This is a genomic window from Halomonas sp. 7T, from assembly GCF_025643255.1.
Taxonomy (GTDB): Bacteria; Pseudomonadota; Gammaproteobacteria; order Pseudomonadales; family Halomonadaceae; genus Vreelandella.
The window spans coordinates 149,700-169,663 of record NZ_CP087112.1 but is presented as its reverse complement, the minus strand read 5'-3'; the positions used below and the strand labels follow the sequence as shown (position 1 = coordinate 169,663).

Genomic DNA, 19,964 nt, shown 5'->3' with positions numbered 1-19,964 from the left:
AGGGTATTAGCGTGTGCGTGCTATCAGCGCGCACGCTACGTCAAACAATCACTTGCATTCGCCCTTCGGGGCCAGGCTAAAGCGGAGAGAACACGCCGTGCCCACAGCTTCAGATACCCAGCTTAAATCACATTTTGAAACACTGCCGTCCAATCAACCGATGGCTGATGAGATCCGTGACAACATTCTGCAAAACCCAGGCTTTGGTAAGCACTTCACAGATCATATGGCCCACGTTCGCTGGACAGTCGACACTGACTGGCACGGCCACCAAGTGCGCCCCTACGGCCCGCTCACCCTTGACCCTGCCGCCTCCGTGCTGCACTACGGTCAGGAAATTTTCGAAGGCATCAAAGCGTACCGCCATGCCGATGGCTCGATTTGGACGTTTCGCCCAGAGAAAAATGCCGAGCGTTTCCGCCGTAGCGCTCGCCGTCTAGCGCTGCCGGAGCTTTCGGACGAGGACTTCGTTGGCTCGCTGAAAGCGCTGCTGGCTCAAGACCACGTGTGGGTGCCCACGCCCTCAAGCGATGCCGACGAGTGCAGTCTCTACCTGCGTCCGTTTATGATCGCTTCTGAAGCTTTCCTAGGTGTGCGCCCGGCCCACGAGGTGGACTACTACGTGATTGCCTCTCCGGCGGCGGCCTATTTCAAAGGCGGCATCGAGCCGGTCTCTATCTGGCTTTCATCCCACTACAAGCGTGCGGCTCCTGGTGGCACCGGCTTTGCCAAATGCGGCGGCAACTACGCGGCGTCATTAGCCGCTCAGAAAGAGGCCGCAGACAACGGCTGCAGCCAGGTCGCCTTCCTGGACGCCGCTGAGAACAAGTGGATCGAAGAGCTGGGCGGTATGAACCTATTCTTCGTTTATAAAGATGGTCGCTTAGTGACACCTCGCCTCACCGACACCATCTTGGAAGGCGTGACCCGAAACTCCGTGCTGACTCTGGCAAAAGATGCGGGTTTAACACCGGAAGAGCGCGCGATCAGCATCGACGAATGGCGCGAAGGCGCAGCGTCTGGCGAGATTACCGAAGTGTTCGCCTGCGGTACGGCTGCCGTTATCACCCCAGTGGGTGAGCTGGTTACAGAAAACGAGCGCATTCGCCTCAAGGGCGATGGCAGCAACGAAGTGGCCAAGCGTATCCGCAAGACACTGCTCGACCTCCAATACGGCCGCAGCGAAGATAAGCACGGCTGGCTGACCCGCCTGGTATAACCCCCTAGCATCACCTAAACCCCGCCGCCACTTAACTTGGCGGCGGGGTTGCCAAGCGCGTTGACCCCGCTGGAGCCTCCGATGGCACGTATCGATTTTTATATTCTTCCTGACACCACTCTGGAAGCACGCCTGCAGTTTGCCTGCAAACTTGCGGAAACCATTCACCGCAAAGGCTATCGGTTACATCTACATTGCGAAGATAAAACCCTCGCAGAACAGGCCGACGAAGCGCTATGGCAGTTTCGTGAAGACGCGTACCTGCCCCATGCCCTGGAAGACAGCGACATGGCCGCCAGCGTGCCCATCACCCTTGGCTGGCAAACCCTGCCCACTCCCCAGGCAGAGACGGCCCTGCTTAACCTACACCCCGATATTCCCGAAGGTATTGAGCATTACGCCCGCATTGCCGAAATTATCAATCAGCACCAGCACGTGCTGGTGGCTAAACGCGCCTGCTGGCAGCGCTATAAAGCGCTGGGGCATGAGGTCGTGCCGCATAAATTAGGGTAAAACAACCACTCAATGGATGAGACACCCCATGCTTTCTCATGCCCTGTTAGCCCGCACACCGCTGGCGGTCATCGTCATCGCCCAACTGTTTGGCACGTCACTCTGGTTTAGCGTTAATGGCGTTGGCTTGGCGCTGCAGGAAACCGTGGGCCTGAGTGAAGGCGACCTGGGGCTGCTTACCATTGCTGTTCAGTCAGGCTTTATTACCGGTACGCTGTTGATTGCGACTACCGGCCTTGCCGACCGGATACGTGCCAGCCATCTTTTTGCGATTTCTGCCGTGCTTGGCGCACTGATTAACGCAACGTTTATTGGCATGGCAGAAAGCGTGGGGTTAGCAGCAGTGGCACGTTTTTTGGTCGGGCTGTGTCTCGCCGGCATTTATCCACTCGGGATGAAGCTAGTCGTAAGCTGGACACCTAACCATGCAGGCGCCGCCCTGGGCTGGTTAGTCGGCATGCTCACGCTTGGCATTGCCTCGCCGCACCTGCTGCGGGGGCTTACCCTGCACCTCCCCTGGCAGTGGCCGCTGCTACTGGCTTCGGCCCTTGCCCTGCTAGCGGCACTGATGATTTTTCTATTGGGCGTTGGCCCCCATCTTCCCGCCAAGGCTAATGGCGGACGTCCTTGGGCAGGTTTTGCGGCATTCAGACAAAAGCACTTCCGCGCTGCCGCACTGGGCTACTTCGGCCACTGCTGGGAACTATACGCCCTATGGGCACTGGTGCCGTTTTTGGTGGCAAGAGAGCTTGAGCGCCTGGGCGCGGCCAGCAGCGCCCAGCCATGGGTAAGCTTTGCCGTTATTGCATTGGGCCTCCCCGGTTGTGTGTTAGCTGGCTGGTGGAGTCGCCGAGTGGGCAGTGCACGCGTAGCCTGTGTGGCGCTCGCCACCTCCGGTGCGCTGTGCTTGGTCTATCCATTGCTAAGCGACACATCACCTTGGCTACTGCTCGCCCTGTTAGGGGTTTGGGGCATCAGCGTGATTGCCGACTCCGCGCAGTTTTCCGCTCTAGCATCAGCCGCCGCCCCACCGGAGCGCCTCGGCGCGGCGCTTGCCATGATGAATGCAATTGGCTTTGGTCTCACGATTCCATCCATTGCGCTAGTCACTACTTTATGGGCAAGCCAAGGCCCCTGGGTCATTTGGTGGCTGCTGCCTGGGCCGATCATCGGTTTAATCACCATGCGCGGTTTATATCTTCGAGCCACACGCGCCTGACGACTCCCCCCGAGTCGCGCTATACTTGTCGCCATTTTGCATCCTCGACCAATGAATTCGATACCTCGCCACGCGGGGCGTCTCTGCTGTGAGTGATTCCATGGAAAAGACCTACCAACCCGAACAGATCGAAACCCGCTGGTACGAGCGCTGGGAAGCCGACAACCGCTTCGCCCCCTCCGGCCAGGGCGCGCCCTTCTCGATCATGATTCCACCGCCCAACGTGACCGGCAGCCTGCATATGGGTCACGCGTTCCAGGACACCATCATGGATACCCTGACGCGTTGGAAGCGGATGCAGGGCAACAACACTCTGTGGCAGGTAGGCACCGACCACGCCGGTATCGCTACACAAATGCTGGTGGAGCGTAAAATTGCCGCCGAAGAGGGCAAAACGCGCCATGACCTCGGCCGCGATGCGTTTATCGATAAAGTGTGGGAGTGGAAGGAAGAGTCTGGCGGCCATATTACCCGCCAGCTGCGCCGCATGGGCGCCAGCGTCGACTGGAGCCGCGAGCGCTTCACCATGGACGACGGCTTCTATAAAGCGGTTCAGGAAGTGTTCGTGCGCCTGCATGAAGAGAAGCTGATCTACCGCGGCAAGCGTCTGGTGAACTGGGACCCTACCCTGCACACCGCCATTTCCGACCTAGAAGTGGAAAACAAAGAGCAGCAGGGCAGCTTCTGGCACTTCCGTTACCCGCTGGCCGACGGCGTGACAACCGACGACGGCAACGATTACGTAGTGGTCGCCACCACCCGACCGGAAACCCTGCTGGGCGATACCGGCGTGGCGGTTAACCCGGAAGACCCGCGCTACGCCTCCTTGGTGGGCAAGTTTATCGAGCTGCCGCTGGTAGGCCGCCGCATCCCCATTGTGGCGGACGAGCACGCCGATATGGAGAAAGGCTCCGGCTGCGTGAAGATCACCCCGGCCCACGACTTCAACGACTACGAAGTCGGCAAGCGCCAGAACCATCTGCTGATCAACGTTTTCACCAAAGATGCGACGATCCTGGAGCAGGCGGAAATTTTTGACCTGAAAGGCCAGCCGCAGCCCGATGAAGACGCTAGCCTACCGGCCAAATACGCGGGCTTGGATCGTTTTGAAGCGCGCAAGCAGATCGTCGCGGATATGGATGCACTCGGCCTTCTGGTGCAGGTAGAGAGCGTCAACAACACCCTGCCCTATGGCGACCGCTCCGGCGATGTCATCGAACCGCTGCTCACCGATCAGTGGTTCGTGGCGGTAGAGAGCCTCGCCAAGCCCGCCATCGCGGCGGTAGAGAACGGCGACATTCAGTTCGTGCCGAAGAACTACGAGAACATGTACTTCGCCTGGATGCGTGACCTGCAGGACTGGTGTATTTCTCGCCAGCTGTGGTGGGGCCACCGCATTCCTGCTTGGTACGACGCCGAGGGCAATGTTTACGTGGCCAGAAGCGAAGAGGAAGCCCGCGAGAAGCACGGCCTGGGCGCTGACGTCGTGCTAACCCAGGACGAAGACGTGCTGGATACCTGGTTCAGCTCGGGTCTGTGGACGTTTGGCACCCTCGGCTGGCCAGAAAAAACCCCGGAGCTGGAGACCTTCCACCCCTCCAGCGTTCTGGTGACGGGTTTTGACATCATCTTCTTCTGGGTCGCCCGGATGATCATGATGACGCTGAAATTCACCGGCGAAGTGCCGTTCAAAACCGTCTATGTACACGGTTTGGTACGCGACGGCCAGGGTCAGAAGATGTCCAAGTCTAAGGGCAACGTGCTGGACCCCATCGACCTGATCGACGGCATCACGCTGGATGCGCTGCTGGAAAAACGCACCGGCAATATGATGCAGCCCAAACAGGCCAAAGCGATTGCCAAGGCCACCAAGGACGAGTTCAAAGACGGTATCGAAGCCCACGGCACCGATGCGCTGCGCTTTACCTTCCTGTCACAGGCCACCACCGGGCGCGATATCAAGTTCGATATGAACCGTCTGGATGGCTACCGCAACTTCTGTAATAAGCTGTGGAACGCCTCGCGCTACGTGCTGATGAACGCCGAAGGCGAGGATTGCGGCACCAGCGGCGAAGAGGTCAAACTCTCTCTTGCGGATCGTTGGATTATTTCTCAGCTACAGAAAACGGAAGTGCAAGTTACCAAGGCGATGGATGAATACCGCTTCGACCACGCCTCCCAAGCGCTGTATGAGTTCGTTTGGAACGAGTACTGCGACTGGTACCTGGAGCTTTCCAAGCCTGTCTTATGGGACGAAAATGCCAGCGCCGAAGCTAAGCGTGGAACGCGCCGCACGCTGGTTCGGGTACTGGAAACTATCCTGCGCCTGGCCCACCCGATGATGCCCTATATCTCTGAAGAGATTTGGCAGCGCGTGGCACCGCTGGCGGGCACTTACGTAGGCGAAGGCGCCTCGATCATGCTCCAAGCATGGCCGGAAGCCGATGAGAGTAAAATCGACGAGCAGGCCACTCAAGATATCGAATGGCTAAAAGGCGTGATCATCGCGGTGCGTAACATCCGCGCCGAGATGAATATTGCCCCGGGTAAACCGCTGGATGTGCTGCTCACCAAAGGCCAGCCCGAAGACGCCGAGCGTCTGGAAAGCAACCGTCACTTCCTGGCCAAGCTGGCCAAGCTGGAAAGCGCCACTTGGCTGGCCAACCCAGACGACGCCCCTCTCTCGGCTACTCAGCTGGTCGGCGATATGGAAGTACTGGTGCCGATGGCGGATTTGATCGATAAAGACGCCGAGCTTGCCCGTCTTGCCAAAGAGATCGAGAAGCAGGATAAACTCATCGGCAGCATTGAGAAGAAACTGGGCAACGAAGGCTTTATCGCTAAAGCGCCCGACGCTGTGATTGAGAAAGAGCGCGGCAAGCTGGCGGAATTCCAGTCCGCCAAAAAGCTGCTGGAAGAGCAGCAGGCGAAGATCGGCGCAATGTAACTCAGCGCTGATTGCACAACCAAAACGGCACCCTGCGGGGTGCCGTTTTGGTTTTAACCTACTGCCAGAATACGGCCGGGAGTAGGAACAAAACCTTTCCTCGCCTGACCAATGTGGCTAGATCATCTGTTCCTGTGACTCAGTCCTTTGTTGCTGAGCTCAGCGACACCAAGCTCACCCACCGAGGTCACTATAATCATGCGGTCACTATCCAATAATCTCGGCAATACATCGCCAACCATACCGCCGTTAGACCCTGAGCGAATTGCACTGTTAGAGGGCGCAGGACTAACAGTAAAGCCGTTGGAGCCGCTTGGCGTTGAGATTTACGGCGCTGACGTTCGCACCAAGCTGCCCCAACCGGTTATTGAGGCGCTGGAAGTGGAAATGGCGAACAGAGGTTTTGTGGTCTTTAAACACCAAGCTGCCCTTTCAGCCGACGAACTCATTAACGTAAGTAAATGGTGGAGCACTGGGGAAATCCACTCAACGCATGGGGTACACCCAGCAACACCGGATATGAACCGGGATATATTTCGCTGCTCCAATGACCAACGCTACGGCATTCTAGGCGTTGGCCCTCAGTGGCATAACGACGGCAGCTTCGAGGCAGCGACGTTCTCTCACTCCGCCTACTACATGGCACGCGCCCCTGAACAAGGCGGCGGCACGCACTTTGCCCACCAAGGCGCCGCCTTTGATGCGCTGCCGGAGGAAAAGCAAGCGTTCTGGGAGAGACTGGTGTCGGTCAACTCGGCATCCGGTGTTAGCCATCCCGTTGTCCATACACACCCCGTGTCGGGTCGCAAGAGCGTGTGGCTGCACCTAGGCATGACCGGTGCGGTCATAGAGCGGTTGCCCGAACAGGACATACCCATTGATGAACTGCAGCAAGCCGCTGCCAGCGTCGAACAGCTTCGCTTACTCAACGGAACCGAGATGCAACAGCTTTTCAATGACTACAACGACTTGTTGAATGCATCATTCGAGAAGAACTACGGCATACGGTACCACTATGACACCGGCGATTTACTCTATATTGACAACTGGGCGCTCGCCCATCGAGCAGCGCCTGAAGCGCATATGTCGGCTGAAGAGCAAGGCCTGCGGATTATGGATCGAGTCACTATTAAGTCTAAACAAAACCTAGCCCCCCATTTTGGCTTACCGCAATACATCAACCTGGATGGCCCCCACCCCTTTAATGAAGACGGCATTTGGAAAGCAGGTGGCGTTGGGTTTCGCTGGAAAGATGATATTCCTATGCAAAACTAGTGTTTTGGATACTCTATCGGCGGATGAATGTGCCTATCAGCCGCGCCTGCATCATTTTTTTCAACGAACCGTGTAAGGTTAGCGTTAGAAAAGCCACATAGACGTGGCAACAAAAGCTTGTGTAACAAGGATAACGCTATGCCCGCACCTGTAGAGGTTCGCCTGCAGGCACTAAACAGTGTCCTGCAGAAGGCAAAAATTGATTATCAATCACTGTCGCCCATGGCCGATACTGGGCTGGCTCATGACCACGTGTGGATTCACCGCAAAGGGGATGACTGGGTGGCACGGCTGCCTAAGCAGAGCCAAATGAACCTTGCCCCTGCAGATAACCTGGCCTATGAAGCCGCGTGCTACCAGCGCGCCAGCCAGGGCGAGCATACGCCGCGCCTGCATGGCATTTTACCCGTAAGCGATGCCCTGCCCCGCGGTGCACTGCTGGTCGATGCCATTGAAGGTCGTCTGGCGCAGCTCCCGCAGGATTTACCGCGTATCGCCGAGGCCCTGGCCAGCTTGCACCAGCTGCCGTTGCCAGCACACCCCGCTCCTCTACTCGCCCCCAATGACCCTTGGCAGGCAATGCGTGAGGAAGTCAGCCACCAAGCCGAGTGGCTTGAAAAAGCCAATTTAAGTAGCGCTGTTATTGCACGTATTCGCGCTGAGCTAAACGCTCTTCCAACCTCACTACCCGATGCCGAACGCTGCCTGATCAGTTTTGATACCCACCCTGGCAACTTTTTGATAACCCAAGAAGGCCGCGCAGTGCTGGTAGATTTAGAAAAATGCCGCTACGGGCTACCAGGTATCGATTTAGCTCACACCTCGCTCTACACCTCCACCACCTGGGATGTTAACAGCCAAGCGGTGCTCAGCCTGGACGAAGTCGTCGCCTTTTATCAGCGCTGGCAGACACGTATGGGCAAATCACCCAGTGCGGTAACCCTGGTGGCCTGCCGCCGAGCCACGTGGCTGTGGTCGCTAACGTGGTGCGCCAAGTGGCGCGCCCAGCACCTGCAAAGTACAGATACCGAGCACCGAGGCCAGGATTGGTCAGCAGAGTTAACCGATGCGGCCGTGATCGACCACGTACGCGACCGCGTTGAGCACTATCTGTCACTGCCGATTATCGAACACGTCCACAGTGAACTTCAGTGCCTACAAGCTGCTCTATAACTAACTGATTTGATGAGGTGTAAAATGAATCCATGCTCTGCTCTGGCCTCCGCCGTAGCGCTTGCTCTTGTGACCCTGACCACACCTGCGGTCGCTGAACCCGACCCGCAGGCATGGGAAGCCGTGCTGGCTGAGGCCGACGGCCAAACCGTGTACTGGAACGCCTGGGGCGGCGATGCACGCACTAACCGCTACATTGCCTGGGTGGCAGCGCGGATGCAGGAAAGCTATAACGTCGATGTAGAGCACGTTAAATTAGACGATACCAGCAGCGCCGTGGCGCGGGTGCTCGGAGAGAAGCAAGCCAGTAACCATCAGGATGGGAGTATCGATCTCATCTGGATTAACGGTGAAAACTTCGCTGCCATGCGCGAACAGGACCTACTGTTTGGCCCCTTTGCCGAATCGCTGCCCAACTTTGCACTGACTCACCCAGACGATAACCCCGAAGTGGTGACCGACTTCACCCTGCCCACGGAAGGCTACGAGTCGCCTTGGGGCAAAGCGCAAATTACGTTCTACTACGACAGCGCGCAAACCGACACGCCGCCCCAAAGCATCGAGGAGTTACTCGCCTGGGCCAACGAGAATCCTGGCCGGTTCAGCTATCCACGTATCCCCGACTTCACCGGCAGCACGTTTTTAAAGCAGGCGCTCATCGAGCTGACCGATCAAGAGGATGCCCTCTATGCACCGGTTGATGACGCCGCGTTTGAGGAGATCACCGCGCCGCTGTGGGCCTATTTAGACGAACTGCACCCGCATTTATGGCGCAGTGGGCGTAGCTTTCCCGCGTCTGGCCCCAATCTTCGCACGCTGATGAGTGACGGTGAGCTTAGCCTCGCTTTCTCCTTCTACCCCACCGATGCCGCTGTGGCAGTGATGGAGTATGAGCTGCCGGACAGCGTGCGCAGTTATGTGCTGGAAGGCGGCACCTTGGGCAACGTGCACTTTGTGGCGATTCCCTATAACTCGCCCCATAAAGCGGGTGCCATGGCGTTGGCCAACTTCCTGCTCTCCCCTGAAGCGCAGGCCCAGAAGCAGTCACTCAGCATGTGGGGCGACCGCACCGTATTGGCCGTTAATCAATTAGATGAAAACGACAAGGCACTGTTTGAACAAGCGGAAAACCACCCCTCGGCGCTGCCTGCTGATGCACTTTCCAACACCTTGGCTGAACCTCACCCCAGCTGGATGAATGCCCTTCAGGACGCATGGCTTACGCGTTATGGCGTCAATTAATAGATGCTTAGACTCGCCCCTCTACTGATGATTGCCCTGCTGGTGATGCCCGTCGCCGCAGGGCTGGGCATGGTGCTACTGCCTGCCTTTGGCTATCTACCAGTGCTGGGCGGCGAAAGCGCAACGCTCGCTCCATGGCAAATGCTGTTCGCCCAGCCGGGGTTATGGCGCTCAGTTGCGGTGAGTTTTACCAGCGGTCTGGCCAGCACTGCAGCAGCCTTACTCATCGTCCTGCTGTTTTTAGCGGCCAATCAGGATACCTGGCTGGATCGCAGCTTGCGCCGCTTAGTATCGCCGCTGCTGGCCATTCCCCACGCGGCAGTCGCGTTTGGCGTAGCCTTCTTGATCGCTCCCTCTGGCTTAATGTCACGCGCTATTTCCCCCTGGCTTTCCGGCTGGGAATTCCCTCCGGATGCACTGATTGTTAATGATCCCTGGGGCCTTGCCTTAACCTTCGGCCTGGTGCTGAAAGAGGCGCCGTTTTTACTGCTAATGAGCTTGGCAGCACTACCCCAACTGCACTCGGAGAAACGCTTACGCCTGGCGCGCTCGCTGGGCTATGCACCCACGACCGCCTGGCTAAAAGTCGTGCTCCCGTCTCTCTATCCACTCATTCGACTACCGGTCTATGCGGTTATCGCCTATGCAACGTCCGTGGTGGATATGGCGCTGATTCTAGGGCCACGCTTACCGCCCACCTTGAGTGTCTCGATTCTGGGGTGGTTTAACGACCCTGATATTACGCGCCGTTTTATGGCATCTGCAGCGGCTGTACTGCAGCTAGGGGTCACCCTGGCGGCGCTTGTGACGTGGTGGCTACTGGAGCAACTAGTGCGTTTCATCAGCCAGCCATGGCTGACCAACGGTAACCGCCAGCGTGGCGAGGCGGCCCTTAAAATCATCGGGCGCGGAGGGTTAACCCTTGCCAGCCTTTGTGCCTTAGTGGCGCTGGTGGGGCTTGTGCTTTTTTCTCTCGCAGGCTTCTGGCGCTTCCCAGAACTACTGCCGCAATCATTTACCTTCGACCACTGGCAGCGTAGCACAGCCATGCTGGCGGCCCCACTGCGCACAACGGCGCTCATTGCACTGCTTTCAACCGGCTTAGCCGCCCTGCTGGTGGTGGCGGCATTAGAGCATGAGCAGCGCCAGCACCTTCACCCTACCCGTGCGCTATGGCTGCTCTATTTACCGCTACTTGTCCCGCAAATCGCCTTCCTGTTTGGCTTGGTAGTCGCCGCTGAAAAGCTGGGAATTCGCCCACAGTTGTCACTCGTGGTAGCCGGCCATTTACTGTTTGTACTGCCCTATGTGTACCTCTCGTTAGCAGAGGCCTACCGCCGCTTAGACCCTCGCTGGCTGTCGGTCGCGCAATCGCTAGGCGTTTCCCGCAACCGCGCTTTTTGGCGGGTGCGCTTGCCCTTAATGGTGGCACCCCTGCTCACTGCGTTTGCTGTAGGGCTGGCGGTGAGTATTGGTCAATATTTACCCACTCAACTTCTTGGCGCGGGCAGAGTCTCAACGGTGACCACTGAAGCCGTGGCGCTGGCCTCCGGCGGAAATCGGCGCTTGATCGGCGTATGGGCGCTGGTTCAGGCAGCTCTGCCGCTGGTGGGCTTTATCGTCGCCCTGGCTGCGCCGCGCTGGATAGGCGTGTCCCGCCGTACGTTTTCAAGGGCTAGCACCTGAATAACAAGCAATGAGCGAATAAGGATGAATGTGAACGACACCGCTACTGAAGCGCTGATCTTAGATAAGGTGCGTATTCGCTTAACAGACCGAGAGCTACTGCGCGTCGATGCCACGGTGCCGCCTGGGGAAGTGCTCACCGTCATGGGGCCATCAGGTTCAGGTAAATCCACGCTATTGGCCTTTGTGGCAGGTTTTTTAAATAGCGCCTTTGCGGCTCAAGGCAGCGTGCACCTAGGCCAGCGTAATGTGCTTTCACTGCCTGCCGAACAGCGCGGTATTGGCTTGCTGTTTCAAGACCCCATGCTGTTTCCTCACCTGAGCGTGGCGGGTAATTGTCGCTTTGGGTTACCCCGCCGCGTTCGCGATAAAACAGCCCGAATCGCCCAGGCACTTGAACAGGTGGGGCTGGCGGGCTTCGAGGCGCGCGATCCCGCCACGCTTTCTGGCGGTCAGCAAGCCCGGGTAGCACTGATACGCTTACTGCTTTCACAACCTCGCGCTGTGCTCCTGGATGAGCCTTTCTCCAAACTCGACACCGCGCTTCGCCAAGAGATGCGCGCGCTGGTCTTTGGGCAACTGCGGGAAGCGGGACTGCCCGCCCTGCTGGTCACCCATGATGAAGCCGATGCTACTGCTGCTGGAGGACCGATTATTGCCCTTGGCTAATTCAGGCGCTGAAGTGCCAAAACTTAGCATTATCATTCCTATGCTCAACGAAGCAGCCAGCATTCAAGCGACGCTGGCGCGACTGCAATCACTGCGCGCCTCAGGCATTGAGATTATCGTCGTGGATGGCGGCAGCCAGGATCACAGCGTGGCACTGGCCTCCCCGCTCGCGGATACGCTCTTGGCCTGCGAGCCTGGCCGGGCACGACAGATGAATCTGGGTGCCAAACACGCACGCGCTGAGGCGCTGCTGTTTTTACACGCTGATACGCGGCTTTCCGAAGGCGCTGTTGAACAGATCACCCAGGCGCTGAGCACGCACGGCTGGGGACGCTTTGATATTCAGCTTGAAGGCCATAGCCGCTGGCTGCCCATCGTTAGCCAAATGATGAACCTGCGTTCACGGCTAAGCGGTATCGCCACCGGCGACCAGGGAATGTTTCTACGCCACGAGACGTTTGACGCGGTGGGCGGTTTTCCCGATCAGCCGCTAATGGAAGATATCGCATTAAGCAAGCGGCTGAAGGCACTTTCTTCCCCCGCTAGCCTACGCACTAAAGTGGTAAGCTCAGGACGGCGCTGGGATCAGTTCGGCGCTTGGAAAACCATTTGCCTGATGTGGCGGTTGCGCTACCGCTACTGGCGCGGCGTCAGCGCCAGCCAACTGGCCAAGGAGTATCGCCATGCCCGTTAAGCCAACCGTACAGCCCCATCTACACCTGCTGGCCAAAGCGCCCCTCCCAGGACGGGCGAAAACGCGCTTAATTCCTTATCTGGGGCCAGAAGGCGCGGCGCAAGCCCATGCCACTATGGTTCGCCACTGCGTTGCTACCGCCTGCCAAGCATTAGGAGCATTGAACGTCACACTATGGACCTCCCTGGAGCATCAGCATCCGTTGTTTTTGGAGCTCCAGTCGCACCACGGTATAGCCCTTGCCGCTCAACAACAGGGTGACGTGGGAATGCGCGTACGCTATGCACTCAACAGCACGCCAGGCCCCTCCATGGTGATGGGCACCGACTGCCCTAGCATTACCGTTGGCATGCTAAAGCAGTGCCGCGCAGCGTTTGAAAGCGCACCTGTGGTGATTTTACCTGCCGAAGATGGCGGCTACGGGTTGATTGGCACGTACGACGACCACCCAAGCCTGTTTGAGGGAATTCCCTGGGGCACTGAGCAAGTGCTCAAGGTCACCTGTCAACGGCTAGCCGCGCTGGCGTTAAAAGCTTCCTTTCCCGACACCATGTGGGACATTGACCGCCCAGAAGATTGGCAGCGCTGGCAACAAACCCTGCAGAACGCAGCCAGCGTGTAAGTAATTGACGCTGCGCGTCACTGACACTGAACGAATGTTCTGCTTTTAAAACTACTCAGTTCCGATGGAGCCTGCCATGAACCGTCAGCGCCTGCTGATTATCACTCTGCTGCTACTGGCCGTGCTTGGCTTTTACCTAAGCGGCGCCCACACGTTTTTCACCTTGGAAACCCTGCAAGCCTATCGCAGCGATTTCCAAACAGCGTTTCAGCAATCACCTTGGCAAGTGGCGGGTATTTTCTTTGCGGTCTATGTGGTCATGACCACCCTTTCGCTACCTGGGGCAACACTGCTCACCCTACTGGGCGGGGCGCTGTTTGGACTTGGCTGGGGGCTGCTAATTATCTCCTTTTCCAGCACCCTCGGCGCAACGTTGGCGTTTTTGCTTTCACGGTTTCTATTTCGCCAACTGATTGAGAAACGCTTTCCCCGCCAGTTTGAAACGGTCAACCGTGGCGTCGAGAAAGATGGCGCCTTTTATTTGTTCACCCTCCGTTTAGTGCCTATTTTTCCGTTTTTTATGATCAACCTGGTGATGGGGCTAACGCGGCTCAAAACCTCCACGTTTTATTGGGTAAGCCAGCTTGGCATGCTGCCCGGCACGGCGGTTTACGTAAACGCTGGCGGACAACTGGGCGAGCTGGAAAACCTTAGCGGCATTATTTCCCCTGGATTACTGGGATCGTTTGCGCTGCTGGCGGTGTTTCCCTGGATAGCCCGACGCATTGCGCTACTGGTGCAAAAACGCAATGCTTACCGCGGATTCACCCGTCCGGACCGCTTTGATTACGACATCGTTGTGATTGGCGGCGGCTCGGCGGGGCTTGTCACCAGCTACATTGGCAGCGCCGTTAAGGCCAAGGTCGCGCTGGTGGAAAAACACAAGATGGGCGGCGACTGCCTGAATACCGGCTGCGTGCCGTCTAAAGCATTAATTCGTGCCGCCCGCGCCACCCATGAGATTCGCACGGCGAACAGGTTCGGGGTGACTGCCAGCGAGCTGCAGGTCGATTTTGCTAAGGTGATGGGCCACGTTCATCAATCGATTACCGATATCGAACCCCATGACAGTGTCGAGCGCTATACCAAGCTTGGCGTGACGGTGTATCAAGATCACGCCACGCTCACGTCACCCTGGGAAATTAAAGTGGGTGAGAAAACCCTCACTGCCCGCCATATCGTGCTGGCCACCGGCGCACGCCCCCGCGTGCCTTCGCTTCCTGGCATTGAGCACGCTCCCCTCCTGACCTCGGAGAATTTATGGTCGCTCACCGAGCTGCCCAAACGCTTGGTCGTACTGGGAGGCGGGGCGATTGGTTGCGAACTTAGCCAAAGCTTTGCCCGCTTAGGTAGCCATGTAACGCTCGTGGAGGGCATGGCGCAGCTACTGAGCCGGGAAGATAACGAGGTGGGAGAGCACGTGAAGCGTACGCTCACCCAAGAGGGCGTAACCGTGATGACCGGCGCAAAAGCGCTGGAGGTGAACCAAACAGGCGACGAGCACCAGCTTGTCATTGAGCACTTGGGGGAACGCAGCACCCTAGCGTTCGATTACCTGCTGGTGAGTGCTGGCCGCCAAGCCAATGTAGAAGGGTTAGGGCTAGAAGCGCTGGGCATTACCACCACCGAGGGCGGCACGCTAGCGCTCAACGAGCGCCTGCAAACCCGCTTGCCCAATATTTGGGCCTGCGGCGACCTAGCCGGCCCTTACCAGCTCACCCACGCCGCTGCGCATCAAGCGTGGCACGCCGCCGTTAACGCCCTGTTTGGTGAGCTGAAAAGTTTTGCTGTCGATTACCGCTTTATGCCGGCGGTCACCTACGTCCAGCCGGAAGTGGCACGGGTGGGGCTAAACGAAAAAGAGGCCACTGCCAAAGGCGTGGCGTTTGAAGTCACACGCTACGCCATGAGTGAAAGCGACCGTGCCATTGCGGAAGGCGCTACGGAAGGATGTATCAAGGTACTTACCGTGCCCGGCAAAGATAAAATCCTTGGCGCGACCATCGTGGCGGAAAATGCGGGTGAGTGGCTAGGCGAGTTCACCATCGCGATGAAGCATGGGCTGGGGCTTAACAAACTACTAGGCACGATTCACCCCTACCCCACTCTGGGCGAAGCCGCCAAAGCCACCGCAGGGGTATGGAAAAACGCCCACAAGCCCGAGCGCATTCTCTCTCTATTAGAACGTTACTTTCGCTGGCGTCGTGGCGAGGAAAAATGACCGCATCCCTACAAAAACTCGTCCTGATTGGCGCGGGCCATGCTCACGCCTTTGTGCTAGAAGCCTTTGCCCAGCGTCCGGACCCTGCGATCGCTATTACCGTGGTTAGCGATAGCGGTCTGGCCGCTTACTCTGGCAGCGTGCCCGCGTGGCTAGCCGGTGACTGCTCGCTGCGTGACACTCAGATTGACGTGGCCGCGCTGTGCCAGCAAGCCAAGGCAACGTTGATTGAATCACCCGTCGTGGCGCTAGATCACAACGCTCAACAGATCACCCTAGCGAACGGTCAGACACTCTCCTTTGATGTTGCTTCAATCAACGTTGGCTCTACTCTGGAACTCCCCGCAACTCACGACGATGGGCGGCCTTATCTACTGGCCATGCGTCCGTTAAGCTCGCTGCATCAACGTTGGCAGGCGCTGCAAACGCGCATTCAGGCGCTGCCTGCCGGTTCAACCCAGCAGGTTGTCAGCGTAGGCGGCGGTGCCGCCAGTTGCGAAACCCTGATGAGCGTACTCGCCCAGCTGCGCCAGCGCCGCTCAGACATTGATTGGCAGGGGCATCTGCTGAGCGCTTCCGCTACGCTGCTCGGCGATGCTGGCTGGCTACCTCGCCAGTTAACCCGCCGGGCCCTGACGCGAGCCGGTATTCAGGTTCATCCTGAACGGCGAGGTGCTGCCTTGGTGAACGGTGGCGTACAGGATGAGCAAGGGCAGACGCTACCAGCAGATATCGTCCTCTGGGCCACCGGCGCGTCGGGGCATCCATGGCTGGCTGAGACCCGTCTGCCTCTCGATGACAGACGCTTTATTCTTACCGAACGAACCTTAGCGGTTACCGGTATTCCTCAGCTGTTTGCCGCAGGCGACTGTGCCCAGTTTAATCCTCCGCTACCCAAAGCCGGGGTATACGCCGTGCGCCAGGGGCCAGTGCTGGCAGAGAACCTGCGCGCCGCCTGCCACCATGAACCGCAGACCGCTTGGCAGCCACCTAAACGCGTTCTGGCCCTGATCGGCACCGGTGACGGTCATGCGATTGCTAGCCGGGGAGCCATCGGCTTTTCAGGCCGTTGGGTATGGGAATGGAAAAAGCGGATTGATGCGCGCTTTATCGCCCGCTTCAATCCGCCTTTTAAGCAATAAGTAATGGCGATCAGGTGGTGGCTAAAGACTTAATTGGCTTCGCGCCAGCCGCCTAACACGCGACTATCTGGGCCAAAAAACACCAGTCGGTCGTGGTCGATCAGATAGCGGTAAGCCGTATCAAGCATATCGGTTACCCGTTTGGCATCCTCCATATTAGGGCAGGCCATGCGGGTGGACGCCAGCTCGCTAAACTCGATGCGCTGACTTTCGCCTAAACTCACGCTACCGGTAAAGCGGTTACAGCCATCCGAACCACTTACTTTACCGTCACGCTCAATGCGGAAAAACGGGGTTTCTTGCATGGATAGCCGCTCATCGGTACCTACCAGTAGTAAATTCCAACGCTGATCGACAATCGGGCCCGATAATTCAGTGCTTTGCGGGACATCTACACGCTCTTGTTGCGGGGCGCTACTGCATGCACTGACAAGAAGCGCCAGACCCATTCCCACCAAAGCATTACGGGTTAGTCCTTTCACCTTATCGTTACTCCTTCTATTTGACGTTACCAGCTTCCACTGTTTTCCATGGATGCCCATGGCTCCTGGGGCGAGAGCGCATCACCTTTTTGCAGCAGCTCTACCGAGATTCCGTCGGGCGACTTCACGAACGCCATATGCCCGTCCCGCGGAGGGCGATTAATAGTAACGCCATTCTCCTGAAGCTTTTTGCATAGCGCGTAAATATCGTCGACTCGATAGGCCAAATGGCCGAAGTTGCGTCCACCGGTATACTCTTCAGGGTCCCAGTTATAGGTCAGTTCTAGTTCTGGGGCCGTTAGGCGCTCTGAGCGCGCTTCGTCTTCCGGTGCAGCGAGAAAGACCAGCGTAAAGCGGCCTTTTTCATTCTCTTTGCGGCGCACTTCTTTCAGGCCCAGCAGATCACAGTAGAACGTCAGCGATGCATCTAAGTCGCTTACCCGAACCATGGTGTGCAAAAATTGCATGTCACTCTCCCTTCATCATTACTGGGTATATTCGCTAAAGATAGCGGGCGGGTTAGCATTACGCGTCCAGCTGAGCACCGCATAATCATCCACGCGGCCTGTCTCCATCCCCGGAGAACCATGCGGCATACCCGGTACCGTTAGCCCAACGACCTCTGGCTGCTCTTCTAACAGGCGCTGAATATCGGATGCGGGCACATGACCTTCAATCACGTAGCCATCCACAATGGCCGTATGACAAGAGGCAAGCTCGGGTGGAACGCCATTGGCCATTTTGATAGCCCGAACGTCCCCATCGCGATGATGGTTAACATCAAACCCGGCTTCTTCGAGGTGGCTCACCCAAGCACCGCAGCAGCCACAGTTGGGGTCACTGTGCACGTCAATCGTAGGTGCTGCCAGGGTGTTAAGCGAATACGCAGCAAGAAGAGTGACTCCCAGACGTTTAATTAGACGATTTTGCGACATTCAAACATCCTCTTTACAGTTCTGTATAATAATAAGCTACTTGCTTAGCATTCGGGGATCACCCCAAGGAGACATTCGTGGACTCAATCACACAAGCTGCTCTTGGGGCCGCCATTGGCGGTGCGGTTCTTGGCAAACGACTGGGCCGAAAAGCCGTACTGATCGGTGCACTGCTTGGCACCTTACCCGACCTGGACGTAGTGCTCGATTATGGCGATGCCGTTGCCAATGTGACAGAGCATCGCGGTTTTAGTCACTCACTGTTTGTGCTGACCGGGTTAGCCACGGTACTGGCACTGCTTTGCCACCGCTTCGCACCTGCTCGTGATATATCATTGGGAAAGTGGTGGTGCTTTTTTGCGCTCATTTTGATCACTCATCCGCTACTAGATTCATTGACCACCTATGGCACTCAGCTGTTCTGGCCGCTCGATATTCCGCCTGCAGCGTGGCCTATCGTCTTTATTATCGATCCTTTCTACACCTTGCCCCTACTGATTGCGCTGATTATCGCCGTTACAGTTAAAAAAGTACGCAAAGCCTGCGCCGTCGGATTAACGGTATCAAGCCTCTATTTGCTGCTGGCAGCTGGCGCGAAATGGAGCATTGAGCAACGTTTAGCGCCTGCATTAGCCGACGCTGGTTTGCAAGAGGCGCCCGTATTGGTTCAACCAACACCGTTTAATATTGCTTTGTGGCGTGCCACCGTGATTGACGACGATCGCTATTTTGAGAGTCTAATCAGCGTCTTTGATGGCCAGCGCTCCCCTACGCTTGAGCCTATAAAGCGTAATGTCGCACTTGAGAAGAGCGCGCTCGCAGGGCCGCTTGGACAGCGGTTAGCATGGTTTACTGGCCCCTTTCTACGTTATGACACGCAGTGGATTGATAATCAGGAAACCTTAGTTGCGACGGATATTCGTCTCGGTTTTCCGGGTTTTCACCCTTTCAGTTTTACCCTGGCAACACGGGATGGGGAGCTTTGGCGCCCCGTCGACATCAGCGAGGAGCTAGACACCTCACGCGGGCTCCAGCTCACAACACTTTCTAGGCTCGCGGCTAGAGCAACAGGCAATGTGACGGCGTTATGCGCTAGCGATTTTATTGAGCCTCAATGGCGCGCAGCTCCTTTCCTTTACCACTGCTAAAATGTTAGCGATTGATTACGGAGCGATGCCCTGGCCGCAGCCGTTGTACTGCTGGCCATCTATCGTCAGTGTCACACGGGCAGGATAAGGCTGGCCTTTCATGTCATCAAAACAGGCGCCAGCTTCGATACGCACGCGGAAAAAGCGCTCTGCATTGGCGTTCTCAATCACAACACGGCCCGCGTCGTTATCCATCACGCTCACCATATAGGGCAAGGTGTGCGTTTCAGTACCGTAAGCCGTTGTCCAGGTCATTACCGGTTCGTCATGGGCCAGCTCAATCGACCAGCCTGGCTCATTACCACGCCCCAAAAACATGACGCCGGGGTGACCCGCACGGGTTGACGCCTCGCGCGCTAAGCCTTGCTGGCACTGTAGCTGGCCGCGTGGAGTTTCTACCTGCGCCTGATCGCCACGGTTCCAGAAACTAATAACACCATCTTGGTAGCGCGCACCGCTGGCAACAATGGCTTGAGGTAAACGCCAGGCGCCGTGCAGTGACCAGAGACGCAGATTGTCATCGTTCACTGCGGTTACTAGGTTCTGGTTGGCAGGTTGACACTCCCAGGCATCAAACCTCTCGGCGCTACCAGGGAATAGAGCGGCAGGCAGCAAAGGCGCACTGCTGTTTACCGTCATGTTGGCAGACTCACTTGGCGCCGTTGTAGACGTGGCACAGCCAGCGATAGCCAGTGTTGTGGTCATAATTGCCATGGCGACGAGCGATTTTCTTGCGTGGATCATGACTCAATGCTCCCTGTTGGATAACCCTAACGG

At 57.3% G+C, this 19,964-nt stretch carries 18 protein-coding genes; 14 read left to right on the top strand and 4 right to left on the bottom strand.

Going from position 1 to position 19,964, the window contains the following annotated elements:
• Positions 1-97: 97 nt before the first annotated feature.
• From LOS15_RS00805 to LOS15_RS00745, 13 genes are all read left to right on the top strand, one after another.
• On the top strand, positions 98-1,219 hold the full coding sequence (locus tag LOS15_RS00805; RefSeq protein ID WP_263067461.1) for a branched-chain amino acid aminotransferase: 1,122 nt from the start codon (positions 98-100) through the stop codon (positions 1,217-1,219).
• 81 nt (positions 1,220-1,300) lie between these two features.
• The gene (locus LOS15_RS00800) at positions 1,301-1,732 is read left to right on the top strand and encodes a DNA polymerase III subunit chi (protein ID WP_263067459.1); all 432 of its coding nucleotides are present in this window, start codon (positions 1,301-1,303) and stop codon (positions 1,730-1,732) included.
• 28 nt (positions 1,733-1,760) lie between these two features.
• Complete coding sequence (locus LOS15_RS00795) at positions 1,761-2,951, top strand: MFS transporter (RefSeq protein WP_263067458.1); 1,191 nt, start codon at positions 1,761-1,763, stop codon at positions 2,949-2,951.
• A 100-nt stretch (positions 2,952-3,051) separates the two neighbouring features.
• Positions 3,052-5,898, top strand: coding sequence for a valine--tRNA ligase (locus tag LOS15_RS00790; RefSeq protein ID WP_263069578.1), 2,847 nt, complete (start codon positions 3,052-3,054; stop codon positions 5,896-5,898).
• Positions 5,899-6,096: 198 nt separating this feature from the next.
• Positions 6,097-7,173 carry a TauD/TfdA dioxygenase family protein gene (locus tag LOS15_RS00785; RefSeq protein ID WP_263067456.1) on the top strand — a complete coding sequence of 359 codons (1,077 nt, stop codon included), beginning with the start codon at positions 6,097-6,099 and terminating at the stop codon, positions 7,171-7,173.
• 138 nt (positions 7,174-7,311) lie between these two features.
• Entirely contained in the window at positions 7,312-8,346 is a 1,035-nt protein-coding gene (locus LOS15_RS00780) for a phosphotransferase family protein (protein ID WP_263067455.1), read from the top strand.
• Positions 8,347-8,370: 24 nt separating this feature from the next.
• Positions 8,371-9,588 carry an ABC transporter substrate-binding protein gene (locus LOS15_RS00775; RefSeq protein ID WP_263067454.1) on the top strand — a complete coding sequence of 406 codons (1,218 nt, stop codon included), beginning with the start codon at positions 8,371-8,373 and terminating at the stop codon, positions 9,586-9,588.
• A 3-nt stretch (positions 9,589-9,591) separates the two neighbouring features.
• Positions 9,592-11,274 carry an ABC transporter permease gene (locus tag LOS15_RS00770; protein ID WP_263067453.1) on the top strand — a complete coding sequence of 561 codons (1,683 nt, stop codon included), beginning with the start codon at positions 9,592-9,594 and terminating at the stop codon, positions 11,272-11,274.
• 24 nt (positions 11,275-11,298) lie between these two features.
• Complete coding sequence (locus tag LOS15_RS00765; RefSeq protein ID WP_263067452.1) at positions 11,299-11,943, top strand: ATP-binding cassette domain-containing protein; 645 nt, start codon at positions 11,299-11,301, stop codon at positions 11,941-11,943.
• Positions 11,891-12,637, top strand: coding sequence for a TIGR04283 family arsenosugar biosynthesis glycosyltransferase (locus LOS15_RS00760; protein ID WP_411537283.1), 747 nt, complete (start codon positions 11,891-11,893; stop codon positions 12,635-12,637). The genes LOS15_RS00765 and LOS15_RS00760 overlap by 53 nt, the downstream gene beginning before the upstream one ends.
• Entirely contained in the window at positions 12,627-13,259 is a 633-nt protein-coding gene (locus tag LOS15_RS00755) for a TIGR04282 family arsenosugar biosynthesis glycosyltransferase (protein ID WP_263067450.1), read from the top strand. The genes LOS15_RS00760 and LOS15_RS00755 overlap by 11 nt, the downstream gene beginning before the upstream one ends.
• 76 nt (positions 13,260-13,335) lie before the next feature.
• Positions 13,336-15,480, top strand: a complete 2,145-nt coding sequence (locus tag LOS15_RS00750) for an FAD-dependent oxidoreductase (RefSeq protein WP_263067449.1) — start codon at positions 13,336-13,338, stop codon at positions 15,478-15,480.
• Positions 15,477-16,622 (top strand): FAD-dependent oxidoreductase, encoded by a 1,146-nt coding sequence (locus tag LOS15_RS00745; protein WP_263067448.1) that lies wholly within the window; start codon positions 15,477-15,479, stop codon positions 16,620-16,622. Before LOS15_RS00750 ends, LOS15_RS00745 begins: the two co-directional genes overlap by 4 nt.
• A 29-nt stretch (positions 16,623-16,651) precedes the next feature.
• Here the strand turns inward: LOS15_RS00745 and LOS15_RS00740 are convergent, their stop codons facing one another.
• From LOS15_RS00740 to LOS15_RS00730, 3 genes are read right to left on the bottom strand one after another with little or no spacing between them, the layout of a single operon-like run.
• Positions 16,652-17,104 (bottom strand): META domain-containing protein, encoded by a 453-nt coding sequence (locus LOS15_RS00740; protein ID WP_263067447.1) that lies wholly within the window; start codon positions 17,102-17,104, stop codon positions 16,652-16,654.
• 26 nt (positions 17,105-17,130) lie between these two features.
• Positions 17,131-17,571 (bottom strand): lactoylglutathione lyase, encoded by a 441-nt coding sequence (gloA, locus tag LOS15_RS00735; protein WP_263067446.1) that lies wholly within the window; start codon positions 17,569-17,571, stop codon positions 17,131-17,133.
• An 18-nt stretch (positions 17,572-17,589) separates the two neighbouring features.
• Complete coding sequence (locus LOS15_RS00730) at positions 17,590-18,039, bottom strand: DUF411 domain-containing protein (protein WP_263067445.1); 450 nt, start codon at positions 18,037-18,039, stop codon at positions 17,590-17,592.
• 77 nt (positions 18,040-18,116) lie between these two features.
• On the opposite strand from LOS15_RS00730, the gene LOS15_RS00725 reads away from it, so the two are divergent.
• The gene (locus tag LOS15_RS00725) at positions 18,117-19,187 is read left to right on the top strand and encodes a metal-dependent hydrolase (protein ID WP_263067444.1); all 1,071 of its coding nucleotides are present in this window, start codon (positions 18,117-18,119) and stop codon (positions 19,185-19,187) included.
• Positions 19,188-19,202: 15 nt separating this feature from the next.
• Here the strand turns inward: LOS15_RS00725 and LOS15_RS00720 are convergent, their stop codons facing one another.
• Positions 19,203-19,931, bottom strand: coding sequence for an MliC family protein (locus LOS15_RS00720; protein WP_263067443.1), 729 nt, complete (start codon positions 19,929-19,931; stop codon positions 19,203-19,205).
• Positions 19,932-19,964: the final 33 nt, after the last annotated feature.

Coding starts and splice junctions, on each gene's coding strand:
- LOS15_RS00760 (WP_411537283.1), top strand. CDS start 11,891: ATGATGAAGCCGATGCTACTGCTGCTGGAGGACCGATTATTGCCCTTG.
- LOS15_RS00785 (WP_263067456.1), top strand. CDS start 6,097: ATGCGGTCACTATCCAATAATCTCGGCAATACATCGCCAACCATACCG.
- LOS15_RS00780 (WP_263067455.1), top strand. CDS start 7,312: ATGCCCGCACCTGTAGAGGTTCGCCTGCAGGCACTAAACAGTGTCCTG.
- LOS15_RS00730 (WP_263067445.1), bottom strand. CDS start 18,039: ATGTCGCAAAATCGTCTAATTAAACGTCTGGGAGTCACTCTTCTTGCT.
- LOS15_RS00770 (WP_263067453.1), top strand. CDS start 9,592: ATGCTTAGACTCGCCCCTCTACTGATGATTGCCCTGCTGGTGATGCCC.
- LOS15_RS00775 (WP_263067454.1), top strand. CDS start 8,371: ATGAATCCATGCTCTGCTCTGGCCTCCGCCGTAGCGCTTGCTCTTGTG.
- LOS15_RS00765 (WP_263067452.1), top strand. CDS start 11,299: ATGAATGTGAACGACACCGCTACTGAAGCGCTGATCTTAGATAAGGTG.
- gloA (WP_263067446.1), bottom strand. CDS start 17,571: ATGCAATTTTTGCACACCATGGTTCGGGTAAGCGACTTAGATGCATCG.
- LOS15_RS00755 (WP_263067450.1), top strand. CDS start 12,627: ATGCCCGTTAAGCCAACCGTACAGCCCCATCTACACCTGCTGGCCAAA.
- LOS15_RS00795 (WP_263067458.1), top strand. CDS start 1,761: ATGCTTTCTCATGCCCTGTTAGCCCGCACACCGCTGGCGGTCATCGTC.
- LOS15_RS00790 (WP_263069578.1), top strand. CDS start 3,052: ATGGAAAAGACCTACCAACCCGAACAGATCGAAACCCGCTGGTACGAG.
- LOS15_RS00745 (WP_263067448.1), top strand. CDS start 15,477: ATGACCGCATCCCTACAAAAACTCGTCCTGATTGGCGCGGGCCATGCT.
- LOS15_RS00720 (WP_263067443.1), bottom strand. CDS start 19,931: ATGATCCACGCAAGAAAATCGCTCGTCGCCATGGCAATTATGACCACA.
- LOS15_RS00750 (WP_263067449.1), top strand. CDS start 13,336: ATGAACCGTCAGCGCCTGCTGATTATCACTCTGCTGCTACTGGCCGTG.
- LOS15_RS00800 (WP_263067459.1), top strand. CDS start 1,301: ATGGCACGTATCGATTTTTATATTCTTCCTGACACCACTCTGGAAGCA.